This is a genomic window from Brevibacillus gelatini, from assembly GCF_003710935.1.
Classification (GTDB): domain Bacteria; phylum Bacillota; class Bacilli; order Brevibacillales; family Brevibacillaceae; genus Brevibacillus; species Brevibacillus gelatini.
In genome coordinates, this window is record NZ_RHHS01000037.1 from 1 (window position 1) to 13619 (window position 13619).

Consider the following 13619-nt stretch of genomic DNA (forward strand, 5'->3'; position numbering starts at 1 on the left):
AAAACTACTTGACGGTTACAGCTTTCACCTATCTAGGAAAAAAACAGGCACAAAACGGAACAACTTTCACGAAAAAAATGCGAATAAATTTTCATCCCCTGATTTTCTCAATAAACTGCGTGGTAATCTCTTGAACTCCTTCTTCTTTCGGGAGTTTGAGAAACCTAGCCAAGTTATCAATTTCAGGTTGTATTTCTACCAATACCCTCACTAACGCCTCGTTATCTCCATTTTTTGCACGCTCAACCATCACACCGAATTCGTGATTAGATAATTGCGCAGCTTCTTCAGGCTTCGATTTTTGCATTGGTTCACGCCTCTTTCTCCCATGTTCAATTCTTCTCCGACTTCTCTGGCGGTAAAGCCCTCCAGGACGACCTTTCGGATGACATATCTTTCTTTTTCACTAGGAAGCTGTCGTAACAACTCTTTGACAAACAAACCATCCACGTTTTGGACTGTCTCTTGCCGACTGCCAAAGTCATCCAAGATCGGGCATTCATTGCGTAACCTCTTTCTTTCTCGATAGTTTAGGTTCCACGCTATGCGTCGCAGTATCTGTCTACACTCCTCTTTCGTCAAAGAATCACCTACTCTCCACTTTTGGTGCTCAAGATTAAACGGGATCATACGTTCGCCTTTTTAAACAAAAATAAAACGTACCAGTTTCACACCAGTACGTTCCGAACTACTGAATCCATTTTATCAAATAAGCCCATTTGTTTGCGTAAAACTCCCGATATGTAAACTTATGCAAACTCATGTAAACTTTGACACATGAATCTTCTACAAATACAAAGGAAAGCCCTTCTGCCAAACTTACGGAAGAGGAAGCAAAAGACATTCGCAAACAACTTATCCCGAAGGCAGAAACTAAATAGCAAATAATGGAGGCCATGGTTGGGCCACAGAATTCCTGCTCGATACCGCCAGGATCAAAAGTCAAAAAGATCATGTTTTCGAAATCGAGTTTGACAAAACGGTGCTGGCTGACCCTTCCGATCCTGTGACCGTAAAAATGGAATACGCAGATGGGAAATGGCCGCTGGCAACATCTTTGGTTAATGAAGAAGCAAATAGCCGCGGACAGGATCTGTTATTTGCGATCTATCTGTTCAACAACAAAGTTGTTGCTTGCAAGACAAGTAAAAAGAACGAGCTGCGACTGGTGATCGCACAAAACAGACGAAGAAAGATACTTTTCGAATTTTCCATGCGTAAAACACACCGTTTTTTTACCGAACATATGATATGATTTCTTTGAAAGAGGGAAAATGGAACAAGTTTCCCGGAAGGATAAAAAGAGCCTAAACGGCTGACTACTTCGGTGTCCGAAGATTACCTGTTGGGACGCACCAACGCTCCTTCCCCTGCTTTCAAGAAGGATAAGCCTGCCCCAATTCCAAATGTTTTCTCTCGGAAAAGAACAAGGCTGACGAGGAAAACACCAAGAAGCATTGATGCAGGAAACCGCTTTTTTTGATTGCATCATTTTCCGTACAGAATCTAACCTTTATGATTTTAACCAGATAGAACATGGGGGGGCATTTATCATGTGGATGACTTTGGGATTACTCGGATTTTTTGGCTCATTCCTTTTTTTAGTTATGACGATTGTTTCAGTATTTCGAAAAAATGGTCAAACAAAAAAGCATCTGACGATTGCGGTTATATGCGTGATTGTCTTTTTAGTTGCTGCCTTTGTTGATCGTAAACCAGTAACAACCTCGGTAACTCAATCACAAAATGCAACTTCCGAGCAAACAACAAAGGATGAAGTTGAATCAAAAACGAAGGATGAAGTTGAGTCTGAAGCAATAGCTGAAGCCGAAGCAAAAGCCAATGGCGAACAGGAAGCAACAGCTAAAGCTGAGACTGAAGCGAGGGCCAAAGCTCAGACAGAAACCAAGAAAAAGGCTGAACAAATACCTGGTACGATCGGCATGACCCCTGAGCAATTCAAGACAGCTTTCAATAAAGTGGCGGCCGAATACCAGTCTGACTTAATCATTAACAATATCACGATTACAGAGGGTGTCGCCCAAAATACATTTCAATATATGTTTACAAAAAACTTAGGAATTATTGGAACGGTCAACAAAAAAGACGGCAGTGTCCGAGAAGTGCTGCTAATGGGTGCTGGAGACGGAACGGTAAAGTCAGGTGCAGATATTCTGATTGGTATGGGTATTCTTATCACTGCAACCAATCCTGATTTGTCAGATATTGAAAGAGGGAATGTTCTCAGGGAGCTTGGTGTAATTGATGGTGGTGATATTATGGATTTAAATAAATCCACCGTCAGAAATGGAATCAGATACAAAATCACGACATCCGAAGATTTAGGTATATGGTTTAGCGCAATCGATGCAAATGAAAAAGAATAAGCCCAATCAGACTTTTCTTTCAATGAACCCCTTGCTTTGGGGTTCTTTGCGTTTTTTACACAAAAATTAGGCTTGGCCGCTCCAAGTGCTTTTTAGGCCAGCGCCCATTCGGAGTAATGGGCAGTTGCATAGGTATAAATCATGTTTCATTTGTGCTGCATGCGAACACACTCACTTGGAGGTACAACATGGCAAATGAATTTGTTGACAGGTCATTAGCAGAAATTCGCTTTTGGTCCCGCATTATGAAGGAACATTCCCTCTTTTTGAAATTAGGGTTTAACTGTGACGACACCAAATTAATTAACGAAGCCGACCGTTTTTACAACATCTTTGAAGACATTGAGAACCGCGCTCACGCTTTTACTCCAGACGTCGATCCGCAAAGGATTTACGATTTTAACCAGGTTGTGTACAGCGCTGCTTCTCATATTTGGGCATTCAAACGACACGTACTCGGGTTAATCATCCATTGCAAGATCGGCGGAAACAACTTCCCCCTGTTGGTCGATCACGTCAGCAGGGAAGCCGCATATTTCCGGAATCGCTTGGAACAGCTGAATACCGGCTGCCTGGACCCACTGCCTGATGCGGTTATTAATGAAAATGTCTTCTTCCTGCGCATCATGGCTGACCATGCCAAATTCATTAACCATTTGCTTGATCCATCCGAGAGAAAATTAGTGGAACAGGCCAGAGAATTCAGTCATGATTTTGACCAGCTTTTATTCCAGGCCCAGGATCTTGACTCTATGCGTCCCCAATCCCAGACACAACCTCTCCTCTCGCAGTTTGTCGATCAAAACCGTGTTTCCGTCCGCCAATTGCGCGACTTCAAGAAAACGGCACGCGATCTGATCGAAGCATGCCGAATCAAAAGCATTATCCCTCCGTTGCTTGCCGACCACGTCTTTAGAGAAGCCTCCCATTTCCTCGAAATACTGGATGCCTTTGATGCTGCGTTATCGCATTCGAAGTAGCTCGAGGTAGCGCGTAATATGCCCCTTCTGGGGGTTTTATTTCCTAATACTTTAAAATAAACGAATTGGAATAAATAGAAGATGACTACTTTTTGCTCCGGACGAAGATGCTACAGTCGCTTGCATAGCGGACAAAGCACAGTCCGCGTGCTGTAACCTCTTTGTCCAAATTATCCAGAAGAATGTTGGCGAGGAGTGGACTTAACGCCCCTCCTTGTATGTAGGATTGCGCTTCTTTACTGCGTCGTGTGCACGTTTGTTTGGACGGAATCCGATACTGTTCGGGGAAAATGCGGATCAAAAATTGCGTCATTGCTTGCATGAAGGCTTGCTGAATTAAGCAACCATAATGGTTGGGATACCCTAGGACACCCTTGCTCTTGGCTAACAGGCGTTCGCCAGCCCCTGTTCGGGACTTCGCCCTAGAGATGACGCCCATGCTAGGCGTACATGAAAAAAGACGCTCTCATTGAGGGCGTCTTTTCTTACCCATGTATTATCTTATTTCTCCTCAACTGGCCCATCTATAAACCATTCTTTTCCTTCATCCCCGATTTTGGAGGACAGCACTATTTTTACTGACTTTCCATTTTCACGTTCAAACAGCATAATCGTTTGTGTCACGTCCTGATTAACTAACAAAATGGGTTCATAATCCCCAATGTTATGATTGGTCATAGCAGCCCGAAGCGCATCTAAAAAACTGTTCTGTTCAATATGATTTTCAAAATTACCCCAGATATGTTGATGATCTGCGTAATCTACAAAAGTATATTCACTGCCGGTAATTGATTTTTCCAAATTTGCATTAATGGAATTAATTCCTTTTGTTAATTGCAGTGAACTATTTAAACCAAATTTTCCAATTGATTTTTTCCACGATTCATCTAATTTCTCATTTGTTTCTGCTGATCTATAGTCCCTCATTTTAGCTTCCGGTCGGATTTTCTCTTTTTTGGCACTTACACCTTCAATATTTAAAACGGTTCCAAATCCAACACCACATAATATTGCAACAGAAAACGACACAAGTAACATTCTTTTATTCATTAATATTCACCTCATTTAAATTAATTCATACCTTTATTATTCTATACATTATTCTGAATTCTTTTCTAAATAGAAGTTCTGTCTGTTGTGCTTATCGACTCTTTATCGGTAGATCCCCACCAAATTCTATGACCAGATGTCGAGTATGTATCAGATAAGCCGATTGGGGCGTATGCTGATGCAATAACAGGACCTACTCCAGCTTGTTTAGGACTTTCTTTATAATCTTGTTTTTTCCCGCCAGCCCAGATCTCAGTATAACTTCTTGCATGTGTCGTACCATAAGATCCTTTAGTTGTTGCCCTACTCTCCCATTTGCTTTTGTCACTTAGTAATATTTCCACCTGTGCTATTTCAAAAGTGATATTTGCTGCGTAAGCAGAAGTTCCGAACACACTTAACAAGCAGAGAGCCAAGATTGATGTTTTTAATTTCTTCATTAATTGAACTTGCTACATTGTAAGTATACCAAATCACTTACAATATGTTACATAAAGTAATTAACGTTAACAAAAATGTAAATATTGTGCAATTTTTGCGGTTTTTATTCGCATGAAAATGCTTATTTCACGAAACACCGATCCACTATTTCAGAATGCCCTCAAAGTTAATACTTGTAAATTCCTCTATTGTCAAGACATTTAAACAAAGAAAATAATTGAAACCTCGGGCTGTCGATGAAGTCGGCAGCCTTGTTTTTTACGTTCTTACTGTGAGGATTATGGTCGTCCAGCTTTCTTGGTCTTGGTTTAACGGATCGTGTACCAGATCACAGCACAATCATTCTTAATCGACGTGTCCGCTTTAAGAACACGAGCATTCTTCAGGACATTTTCGATGAAATTGTGTTGCAGGCCATCCGGCATCGCATGGTTGGTGGATGTGTACTCGGAAAGTAGCTCGAGGTACGCCTTGATGTGCCCACTTTTAAGGGGGCTTTTCCTTTTTGTCAACGTCATCACATACTTTAGGATAGTCGCATTGGCATAAATTTGCTGCTTGGATCGCTTCCTCCTGCCATCCGAAACCAGATCAGTTAATTAATCGTATATACAAAAAAGGGATTTTTTGGATGTACAAACCGAATGAACAACCTTGAAAAAGGAATAATCTATTTGTTCAGCTTTATCTTTTTCCCTGTCGGATTGATTGTATGGATTATTACCGTATTTAACCAAAACCCGCAATACAAAAGCGTCGGGCGAACCGCTTTATATGTTGCTGCTGGTTCTTTGTGCCTCCAGTTCCTCATAAGGGTCTTGAATTTTGTTTGGTACACTTGATTGAAACGTTAATCCGCCATGCACAAGTTCATTAGTGGCATGGTTGCAGGGAGGCGCTTTTGCCATGGAAGCCGACGGCGCAATCAGAAGGTTCCGCAAATCCAGCGCGAGCGGCAACAATGGCCACAAATGCCTCCCGCCACATCAGGCAAATCTTTGTTTCCATTGCTCCATCAAATCCCGATACGTCTCGCCGTAATGGCATGCTTGATATGCGAATATTTCAACACCATATCGTCACCCTTGCTCTCGCAGCAGGCGAAACACAGGCTTTCCATCAAGTTGTGGTTTTCGATTGAGTTGGTAATGTGGCCGCCATTATACATAGCCTTGTTGCCAATCATAAACCACCGCATAAGATAAAAAGGGCGGATATCCATACGGAAATGAGGCTGGAACATGAAGCAGAACAATGGTTTATCTGCGGAAGATCTGGCGCTGCTGGCGGCCGTAGTGGTCCTGTTGGGCGATTTTTTGGCCTTTTTATCAATCCTGAAAGAACGGCAGGAAAAAGCAGAGAAGAAGGACAACTGAGCGGGCAGGCAGCATGTCTCCACACCTTTTCGCTGCAGGAAAAGCCCTTCTCGTCTTTGTGCAAACCGAGAAGGGCTCTTTGGCACAGGTTACGACTTTCCTGTCAAATACTCGTCCTTTACCTTTTTTTCCTTTTCTTCCTTCGCCATTTCTTTTTCCAGCACATTGAACATGAGTTGGCTTTTCACTTTGCCGGGGATTTCATTTTGCTCATCGCCAGCAAGCCCTGAGCTCATCAAGGAATCGTAAACCATCGGGATACCTCCAGAGAAATTTTACGGTTAAGATACCCCATACAAACAGCAAACATGCACGGTTTCCGAAAACCACCCATACAAGCATACTTTCGCCACATCAGCGCGACATTTGACGTGCAAAAAGCGGCCGCCGAAACGACGACCGCTTGCCTGTACCTGATCTACCTGGCCGCTGCATGTACCGCCAGCCGTGTTTTTAATTCCTCCAGCGAACACGGAATCCGCTCGCCTGCTTCCCGTCTCCATTCAGGCGGCAGCGCTTCCCACAACTCAGCGATGAGCGGCAGGCCCAAGTGCAGGCTTTCCAGCATCTCTTTTCGCGCCAGCGCCTCCTGGGGCTCTCCGGCAAAAATCAGTCGGCCTTCATCCATGACGCAAAGCCATTCGGCCCACTCGAAGGCGATGTCCATATCGTGGGTGGCCATCAATACGGTTGTGCCGTTTTGGTGAATGGCGTCCAGCTCGCGCAGCAGATTTTTGGTCTGGTAGCGGTCGAGATAGGCAGTAGGCTCATCCAGCAACAGCAGCTCCGGCGCAAGCACCATGACCCCGGCAAGGGCTAGACGCCGCTTTTGCCCCAGACTCAAGTGGTGGATCGGAACGTCCGCCAACTCCGTCATGCCAAACGCGTCCAGGACAGCCCGCACTTTCTCGCGGATCACGTCGGCGGGCAAGTTGCGGTTGCACAGCCCGTAAGAAATATCCTCCGCGACCGTGCCGGCGATCAGTTGGTGCTCCGGGTCCTGGAAAACCAGCCCGACTTTTTGCGTCATTTCCTGCAAGGCAGCGCGTTTGTAGCTGAGGGGCGTTCCTCGCCACAGCACCTGCCCCTGCTGCGGCTGGATGATGCCGTTTCCGTGCAAAAACAGCGTGGACTTGCCGCAGCCGTTTCGCCCGAGCAGGGCGCATTTTTTCCCCTCCGGAATGCCCAGGGATAACCCTTTCAGGACAGGGCCGCGGCCGCCTGGATAGGCGTAGTGCAAATCAACAAATTCCAACAGCCATGATGTCAAAGCATTACCCTCCTGTCCACCACTCCAGCAAAATCAGCAAAAGACAGCCTGCGATTGACTCCGCTTCATATCGGCGGGAGCGAGAATGCGTGTGCAAGGAAAGCACCTGCAGGCTTTCCCCGAAGCCTCTCGCAGCCATCCCTTTGGACAGCGCATCGTATTTGCGCATGGCCCTGACGAACAACTGCGCGGCCAGTCCGCTCGCGTCCCGCAACATCCCCCGGAACCCGCGGTGGCCACCACGCGCGCGCTGGGCAATCCACAACTGATGCGAGATGCCGAGCAGCACGAAAATAAAGCGGTACATAATCATCAGCAAATCGGTGACGATGGCCGGAAGTTTGAGCTTGCGCAGCACCTGCAAAATCTCGGCAAACGGCACGGTAAACAAGACGAAGGCAAAACAGGCGAGGCTGGCCATCGTCCGCCAGAAAAGCACCCACACTTTGTCGACCGCGCTTGCCGGAATGTAGACCAGATACGGCCCGACCTTCCACGCCGCAACTGTCTGGACGACCGTTGCCGCATCCGCTCGCGCAGCTTCCAGCAACAGCGCCGGAAGACCCAGGACGAAAAAAGACAGGGACAGGATGAAAAAGCCGCAAAAGATACGGACGGGAATACGGGCGTAAACCGTCACCCATACTCCCATCCATACACAAATCGCCATCTGCAACCATTCATGTCCTGTCAGCGCCAGCACGATCAGCACGCCCGCCAACAGGAGCTTGTGCTCGGGCGGCAAAAAGCGCAGCCGGTTTTGATAGGAAAGCGAATCAAGCTGTTGCCCAATCATTTTTTATGCTTATCCAGCCGACCCTTGTACAAGCCCATGGCATAGCCGACAATACCTGCCCCGAGCGCTGCCTGCACGGCGAACAGCAAGCTCTCTGTCTCGCCGCCTGGCGGTTCAAGCAATGGCTCAAACCAGGGCTCGTAGGCAGGTGCGATTTCCTTGATCGCTTCCTCGGCCGCTCCATCTGCTCCCCCGAACTCCGAATCCTGCACCAACATTAACGGCACAACCGCCAGCACGACCACGCCCAGGAGCAGCAGCCAGTTCATCCCTTTTTTCACAGCGATTCCTCCCGTTTCAGCAGGCGAAGTTGCGCCAGCTCATTTGCGTTGTACGCTTGCAGCCAGTTCCAGACGAGTACGGTCAAAAGCCCTTCGCTGATCGCCAACGGAACTTGTGTGACGGCAAAAATTCCGGCGAATTTTGCAAACGACGCCATGACCCCGCCGGATTCAGCCGGGAAGGCCAAAGCCAGTTGCATAGAGGTCACGATGTAAGTAGCGAGGTCTGCGAACGCAGCAGCCGCGAATACAGCCAAACGCTGTCCGCCGTTTCCGCGTGCGATCAAGCGATAGACGCCGTATGCCACCAACGGCCCTACTACTGCCATGGACACCGCATTGGCTCCCAGCGTCGTCAGCCCTCCATGCGCCAGAAGCAGCGCCTGGAACAGCAGCACCAGGCTGCCGAGTACAGACATGACCCACGGACCAAACATGATCGCGCCAAGCCCGGTTCCCGTCGGGTGGGAGCTGCTCCCTGTCACTGATGGAATTTTCAACGCGGACAGCACAAAGGCAAAAGCACCGGATACGCCGATCAGAAGCTTCATTTGCGGATGCTCCTTGACGATTTTGTTCAAGGAACGAATGCCGAGAATAAAAAACGGAAGAAACACAGCCCACCAAAACAGCGCCCAGCCAAGCGGCAAATACCCTTCCATGATGTGCATCGCGTAGGACGTCTGCGGTTCATTTACGAGAAAATAAAGGACAAAGCCTGCAATCAGCAGACCAGTCGAAACAAGACGGGAGCGATTCAAGCATTTCCTCCTCCTTTGCTGTTCTTTCTTTTTTCACCAACAAAAAAACCTCATCCGCTAGCAGACGAGGTATGCGCACAAAAACAATAGACCGTTGGCACAGTCACATTGCTTCGTATTCACCGCTCCTTTCCGCGAAGGTATTGTGGGTGTGGCAAGTAGGTAGGTCTCCTGGCTTACAGATCATCGCGCTCTTTGGCCTTCCCCATGAAAATGAGTGGCTATTCGTCAAAGAGAACTCCCTGCTTACAGTGGCGGGACCGCTCGGGACTTTCACCCGATTCCCTGTTACCCTTTATGCGGCTTGCACATAAAGGCACCTATTGCCGGCAATATGCAATTGTCAGACAGTTTTGCCTGTCCCACATTATTATACAGAATCATGGGAAAAAGCGGAAGAATATATGATGATGCCGATTAGCAAGCAAAAGAAAAACCGATGACTGTCGCTTGGAAAAATCATCGGTTGCATGTGCTTTCTTCCTGTCTTACGCCTTGGCGTCCACGCCGACTGCTTCGCTGATGTGGGAAAAGCCGTCGCGCTTCAGCAGTTGCAAGAGCTTTTTGTTGATTTGCCTGCAGATGCCAGGGCCTTGATAAATCATCCCGGTGTACACCTGGACAAGACTTGCGCCTGCCCGGATTTTCGCGTACGCATCTTCTCCGGTGAAAATGCCGCCAACACCAATGATCGGCACCTTGTCGCCCACTTCCTGGTAAATTTCCTTGACCCAGGCTGTGGAGCGCTCTGTCAGCGGCTTTCCGCTCAGCCCTCCTGCTTCCTCGGCATGGCGATGTCCCTGAACGGCTTCACGCGACAAGGTCGTATTGGTGGCAATAATACCGGAAATGCCCTCTTCCACCGCTCCATGCACGACATCGTGCATGTGCTCGTCGGACATGTCCGGCGCTACTTTGAGCAAAATCGGCTTTTTCCGGATCCCGCGCGCTTCCATTTCGGCAGCTTTTTCGCGCACCGCTCGCACCAGAAGCCGCATGCTCTCCGTTTCCTGCAGGTCGCGCAGGTTGGGAGTATTCGGAGAGCTGATATTGATGACGAAATAATGGCCGTATGAATAGAGCATGTCCAGGCATTTGATATAGTCAGAAGCCGCTTCCTCATTGGGAGTGACTTTGTTTTTGCCAATATTGATCCCGATTGGCACATCGGAATAAGCGTAATCGACCAGGTGCTGCGAAGCCAAATAAGCACCGTGGTTATTGAAGCCCATCCGGTTGATGATCGCCTCGTGCTCCGGCAACCGGAACAGGCGCGGCCGCGGATTGCCCGGCTGTGCTTGCGGCGTCAGCGTCCCGACTTCCACAAAACCGAAACCAAGCGCACCCAGTGCATGGTACACCTCGGCATTTTTGTCGAACCCGGCGGCGAGTCCTACCGGATTGGGAAACGTCATTCCCCACAGCTTCGTGGCAAGACGCTCGTCCTTCACCTGGAACAGCATTCGCAGCAAGCTTTTTCCCGGCGCAGAATCTTCCACCAGCTTCAGGGCACCAACCGTTTTTTCATGAATCTCTTCCGTATCCATCTGGAACAGATATTTTCTAATGAGCTTATACATCCCGGTTGCACTCCTTACTCCATTTTTACCTCATTGTAGAATACCACACTTTATTTATCGTGGGCTAACCTTTATACGAGATACATCTTTCCAACCGACAAAAAAACTGCTTGCCGACGATCAGCGGCAAGCAGTTTCGTTTCTGCAATCAGGATTAGTTTTTCACCAGCAAAACTTCTTCCACGGAAGTGTATGGCAGGTTGTGCGCATCGGCTACGGCTTTGTACGTTACGTGTCCGTTGATGACGTTTACGCCTTTTGCCAGCGCGCGGTTGTCGCGGATCGCTTGGGCGTAGCCTTTGTTCGCCAGTTGCACAGCGTATGGAACCGTCACGTTGGTCAGAGCCAGCGTGGAAGTGCGAGCGACTGCACCAGGCATGTTCGCTACCGCGTAGTGGATCACGCCGTGTTTTTCATAGGTTGGGTTGTCGTGCGTCGTAATGCGGTCGATTGTTTCGATAGAACCGCCTTGGTCGATCGCCACGTCTACGATGACGGAGCCAGGCGTCATTGTTTTTACCATGTCTTCGGTTACGAGACGAGGTGCGCGTGCGCCAGGGATCAGGACAGCGCCTACGAGCAGGTCTGCTTTTTTCACCGCGTTTGCGATGTTGAAGGAGTTGGACATCAGCGTTTGCACGCGGCCTTGGAACAGGTCATCCAGTTGGCGCAGACGGTCTGCGTTCACGTCGATGATCGTTACGTTTGCGCCGAGACCGACCGCCATTTTCGCAGCGTTTGTACCCACGATACCGCCGCCGATTACCACTACCTCGCCTTTTGGCACGCCAGGTACGCCGCCGAGCAGCACGCCTTTTCCGCCGTATTGTTTTTCCAGGAATTGCGCCCCGATTTGTACAGACATGCGGCCCGCTACTTCGGACATCGGCATGAGCAGCGGCAGAGCGCCGTTGTCGAGCTGGATCGTTTCGTAAGCGATCGCGATTACTTTTTTCTCAACCAGTTCACGAGTCAGCTCAGGCTCTGGAGCGAGGTGCAAGTACGTGAACAGGATCAAACCTTCACGGAAGTAGCCGTACTCGGCAGGAAGCGGTTCTTTTACTTTCATAACCATGTCAGCGGCCCACGCATCTGCTGCGGTCGCGACAATCTCAGCGCCTACTGCAGTGTAGTCTTCGTTGGTAAAGCCGCTGCCTTGGCCAGCTCCTGTTTCCACGCGAACTGTGTGTCCGTTTTGCACCAGAGCGGCTACGCCTGCTGGCGTAATGGCAACGCGGTTTTCGTTATTTTTAATTTCTTTAGGAATTCCAACGATCATGATGGGTAGTCCTCCTTGGAAACGCCGATTTAATGGGATTACTACCATTGTACAGCGACAAATGGCAGCGCTTCCTTGGGGATTCCTTTAATTTTGGTGTCCTTCTTTTTGTGAAAATTCACAAACAGACTATTGTTCCTGATCGAGCTTCGCCATTTTCAGTTCCAGATAAAGTGCCGCCCGCTGGTTCATGTTCTCCAGATCGACCCGCATGATTTCCTCGATCCGCCGCAGCCGGTAGCTCAATGTATTGATGTGGATGTGCAAGCGCTGCGCCGTTACGTTTACCTTGCCTGCCGCATCGAGAAACGTCTCCAGCGTCTCCATGAGCGCCGTCTGGTTGTCCCGGTCGTACTGTCTGAGCTTTTCCAGCCGTTCATTTTTGTAGCCTTGTTCCTCTTCCCACTGTTTCAACTGCAAAAGGTAGCGGTAAATGCCCAGCTCGTGATAGCCGTAAATGCCTTCGTTCTCCTTGGGAAACAGCTTCTTGATCTTGAGCGCATGCAGCGCCTCCCTGTAGCTTTTCACAATTTCCAAATACGTGCTGTAGCCAAGGCCGTAGCCTGCAATCACCTGCCGCCCCTCTGTGACGTGGGCTTCCAGCTTGCCCAGGGAATCGGCCAAAAACTGCTCGACTTTGCGAATCAGCACTTCCCGCACATCTTTTTTGCCGTCCTCGTTCAGCCCGATCAGCAAAATGATTTGCGAGCCGTCTACGACCCACAGCAGCTTGTCGCGCATGAGCAGGGGGTACAAATACTGGTCGAGCCGCGCTCCGGCCGCTTCGATCACGCAAATCAAATAAGAGGTCGGAAGCTGCATTTGCAGGCTGTCCGCTTTTTGCCGGATCGCGCTCTCGCTCTTGTGGTTGCCGAGCAAAAGCTCCCATAAAAACTCCTTGCGCCGCTGCTCCTCGGCCTTGCGTTTGCCCTGCCGCTGCATGAGCCGGGGAACCGCAACCCGTGCCGCCTGGCGCAAAATTTCGTCGTCCTCGCGTGTAATCGGCCGATTCACTTCCTGCGCCCAAATATACCCGAGCACATCGCTGCCCCGGCGAATGGCAATCGCCACCCGCTTGCCCAGACCGACTTCATCCTTGGCCGGGATGTGCACCGGATCATCCTGCGTCAACAGCTCCTGAAACACGCCGTCCTTCCACAGCCGCGTCAGCACCTTTTCCGGCACCCTGCGGCCCATGATCGTCGACCAGCGCGCCTGATCCGTGCTGTCCCCGTGAGAGCTGTAGGCAATCAGCTTGTGATCGGCGTCTTCCACTGTAATCGGGTTTTGCAAAAGTTCGCCAATCGCATCGGCAAGTTCGTCTATGTCGGCATGCTGATACTGTTGAAAGTAGTTAGGCTCTACGGACACATTTCCACCTCTTTACCGCGCTTTCATACGTGTGCTTTTATTATACA

General features: G+C 49.0%; 17 protein-coding genes, 2 pseudogenes and 1 riboswitch. Of the genes and pseudogenes, 6 read left to right on the forward strand and 13 right to left on the reverse strand.

What is annotated here, in order from left to right; genetic code table 11:
• Positions 1-91: 91 nt before the first annotated feature.
• A complete protein-coding gene (locus tag EDM57_RS23015; protein ID WP_148039121.1) occupies positions 92-307 on the reverse strand; it encodes a helix-turn-helix domain-containing protein in 216 nt (71 codons plus the stop codon).
• The gene (locus tag EDM57_RS24080) at positions 250-630 is read right to left on the reverse strand and encodes an RNA polymerase sigma factor (RefSeq protein ID WP_122905573.1); all 381 of its coding nucleotides are present in this window, start codon (positions 628-630) and stop codon (positions 250-252) included. The genes EDM57_RS23015 and EDM57_RS24080 overlap by 58 nt, the downstream gene beginning before the upstream one ends.
• Before the next feature lie 352 nt (positions 631-982).
• On the opposite strand from EDM57_RS24080, the gene EDM57_RS15340 reads away from it, so the two are divergent.
• From EDM57_RS15340 to EDM57_RS15350, 3 genes are all read left to right on the forward strand, one after another.
• Positions 983-1255 carry a hypothetical protein gene (locus EDM57_RS15340; protein ID WP_122905574.1) on the forward strand — a complete coding sequence of 91 codons (273 nt, stop codon included), beginning with the start codon at positions 983-985 and terminating at the stop codon, positions 1253-1255.
• 298 nt (positions 1256-1553) lie between these two features.
• Complete coding sequence (locus EDM57_RS15345) at positions 1554-2387, forward strand: hypothetical protein (protein WP_148039122.1); 834 nt, start codon at positions 1554-1556, stop codon at positions 2385-2387.
• A gap of 188 nt (positions 2388-2575) precedes the next feature.
• Complete coding sequence (locus EDM57_RS15350) at positions 2576-3367, forward strand: DUF2935 domain-containing protein (protein WP_122905576.1); 792 nt, start codon at positions 2576-2578, stop codon at positions 3365-3367.
• 88 nt (positions 3368-3455) lie between these two features.
• Here the strand turns inward: EDM57_RS15350 and EDM57_RS23960 are convergent.
• The 3 genes and pseudogenes from EDM57_RS23960 to EDM57_RS23020 all read right to left on the reverse strand — a co-directional run.
• Positions 3456-3779: pseudogene (locus EDM57_RS23960) on the reverse strand (group II intron reverse transcriptase/maturase); the annotation flags it as partial.
• An 89-nt stretch (positions 3780-3868) separates the two neighbouring features.
• Positions 3869-4417 carry a hypothetical protein gene (locus EDM57_RS15360; protein WP_122905577.1) on the reverse strand — a complete coding sequence of 183 codons (549 nt, stop codon included), beginning with the start codon at positions 4415-4417 and terminating at the stop codon, positions 3869-3871.
• A 65-nt stretch (positions 4418-4482) separates the two neighbouring features.
• Entirely contained in the window at positions 4483-4857 is a 375-nt protein-coding gene (locus EDM57_RS23020; RefSeq protein ID WP_148039123.1) for a hypothetical protein, read from the reverse strand.
• A gap of 294 nt (positions 4858-5151) precedes the next feature.
• Between EDM57_RS23020 and EDM57_RS15365 the strand changes: the two are divergent.
• The 3 genes and pseudogenes from EDM57_RS15365 to EDM57_RS23930 all read left to right on the forward strand — a co-directional run.
• Positions 5152-5307: pseudogene (locus tag EDM57_RS15365) on the forward strand (IS5/IS1182 family transposase); the annotation flags it as partial.
• A gap of 452 nt (positions 5308-5759) precedes the next feature.
• Entirely contained in the window at positions 5760-5999 is a 240-nt protein-coding gene (locus EDM57_RS23380) for a hypothetical protein (RefSeq protein WP_170163454.1), read from the forward strand.
• A 100-nt stretch (positions 6000-6099) separates the two neighbouring features.
• Positions 6100-6234, forward strand: coding sequence for a hypothetical protein (locus EDM57_RS23930; RefSeq protein ID WP_281274242.1), 135 nt, complete (start codon positions 6100-6102; stop codon positions 6232-6234).
• An 89-nt stretch (positions 6235-6323) separates the two neighbouring features.
• On the opposite strand, the gene EDM57_RS23385 is transcribed toward EDM57_RS23930, so the two are convergent.
• The 8 genes from EDM57_RS23385 to EDM57_RS15405 form a co-directional block, all read right to left on the reverse strand.
• On the reverse strand, positions 6324-6488 hold the full coding sequence (locus EDM57_RS23385; protein ID WP_170163456.1) for a hypothetical protein: 165 nt from the start codon (positions 6486-6488) through the stop codon (positions 6324-6326).
• A gap of 164 nt (positions 6489-6652) precedes the next feature.
• Positions 6653-7504 (reverse strand): energy-coupling factor ABC transporter ATP-binding protein, encoded by an 852-nt coding sequence (locus EDM57_RS15375; RefSeq protein ID WP_122905579.1) that lies wholly within the window; start codon positions 7502-7504, stop codon positions 6653-6655.
• 4 nt (positions 7505-7508) lie between these two features.
• Complete coding sequence (cbiQ, locus tag EDM57_RS15380) at positions 7509-8300, reverse strand: cobalt ECF transporter T component CbiQ (RefSeq protein WP_122905580.1); 792 nt, start codon at positions 8298-8300, stop codon at positions 7509-7511.
• On the reverse strand, positions 8297-8581 hold the full coding sequence (locus EDM57_RS15385; RefSeq protein ID WP_122905581.1) for an energy-coupling factor ABC transporter substrate-binding protein: 285 nt from the start codon (positions 8579-8581) through the stop codon (positions 8297-8299). Before EDM57_RS15385 ends, cbiQ begins: the two co-directional genes overlap by 4 nt.
• Complete coding sequence (locus tag EDM57_RS15390) at positions 8578-9342, reverse strand: energy-coupling factor ABC transporter permease (RefSeq protein WP_122905582.1); 765 nt, start codon at positions 9340-9342, stop codon at positions 8578-8580. Before EDM57_RS15390 ends, EDM57_RS15385 begins: the two co-directional genes overlap by 4 nt.
• 144 nt (positions 9343-9486) lie before the next feature.
• Positions 9487-9681: riboswitch (cobalamin riboswitch) on the reverse strand.
• 149 nt (positions 9682-9830) lie between these two features.
• Complete coding sequence (locus EDM57_RS15395) at positions 9831-10922, reverse strand: quinone-dependent dihydroorotate dehydrogenase (protein WP_122905583.1); 1092 nt, start codon at positions 10920-10922, stop codon at positions 9831-9833.
• 154 nt (positions 10923-11076) lie between these two features.
• On the reverse strand, positions 11077-12201 hold the full coding sequence (gene ald / locus EDM57_RS15400) for an alanine dehydrogenase (RefSeq protein WP_122905584.1): 1125 nt from the start codon (positions 12199-12201) through the stop codon (positions 11077-11079).
• A gap of 129 nt (positions 12202-12330) precedes the next feature.
• On the reverse strand, positions 12331-13572 hold the full coding sequence (locus EDM57_RS15405) for a PucR family transcriptional regulator (protein WP_122905585.1): 1242 nt from the start codon (positions 13570-13572) through the stop codon (positions 12331-12333).
• Positions 13573-13619 lie beyond the last annotated feature (47 nt).

What these genes read in the sequence shown, in the direction of transcription:
- EDM57_RS23015 (WP_148039121.1), bottom strand. Translation starts at nt 307, where the DNA reads ATGCAAAAATCGAAGCCTGAAGAAGCTGCGCAATTATCTAATCACGAA.
- EDM57_RS24080 (WP_122905573.1), bottom strand. Translation starts at nt 630, where the DNA reads ATGATCCCGTTTAATCTTGAGCACCAAAAGTGGAGAGTAGGTGATTCT.
- EDM57_RS15345 (WP_148039122.1), top strand. Translation starts at nt 1,554, where the DNA reads ATGTGGATGACTTTGGGATTACTCGGATTTTTTGGCTCATTCCTTTTT.
- EDM57_RS15350 (WP_122905576.1), top strand. Translation starts at nt 2,576, where the DNA reads ATGGCAAATGAATTTGTTGACAGGTCATTAGCAGAAATTCGCTTTTGG.
- EDM57_RS15360 (WP_122905577.1), bottom strand. Translation starts at nt 4,417, where the DNA reads ATGAATAAAAGAATGTTACTTGTGTCGTTTTCTGTTGCAATATTATGT.
- EDM57_RS23020 (WP_148039123.1), bottom strand. Translation starts at nt 4,857, where the DNA reads ATGAAGAAATTAAAAACATCAATCTTGGCTCTCTGCTTGTTAAGTGTG.
- EDM57_RS23930 (WP_281274242.1), top strand. Translation starts at nt 6,100, where the DNA reads ATGAAGCAGAACAATGGTTTATCTGCGGAAGATCTGGCGCTGCTGGCG.
- EDM57_RS23385 (WP_170163456.1), bottom strand. Translation starts at nt 6,488, where the DNA reads ATGGTTTACGATTCCTTGATGAGCTCAGGGCTTGCTGGCGATGAGCAA.
- cbiQ (WP_122905580.1), bottom strand. Translation starts at nt 8,300, where the DNA reads ATGATTGGGCAACAGCTTGATTCGCTTTCCTATCAAAACCGGCTGCGC.
- EDM57_RS15395 (WP_122905583.1), bottom strand. Translation starts at nt 10,922, where the DNA reads ATGTATAAGCTCATTAGAAAATATCTGTTCCAGATGGATACGGAAGAG.
- ald (WP_122905584.1), bottom strand. Translation starts at nt 12,201, where the DNA reads ATGATCGTTGGAATTCCTAAAGAAATTAAAAATAACGAAAACCGCGTT.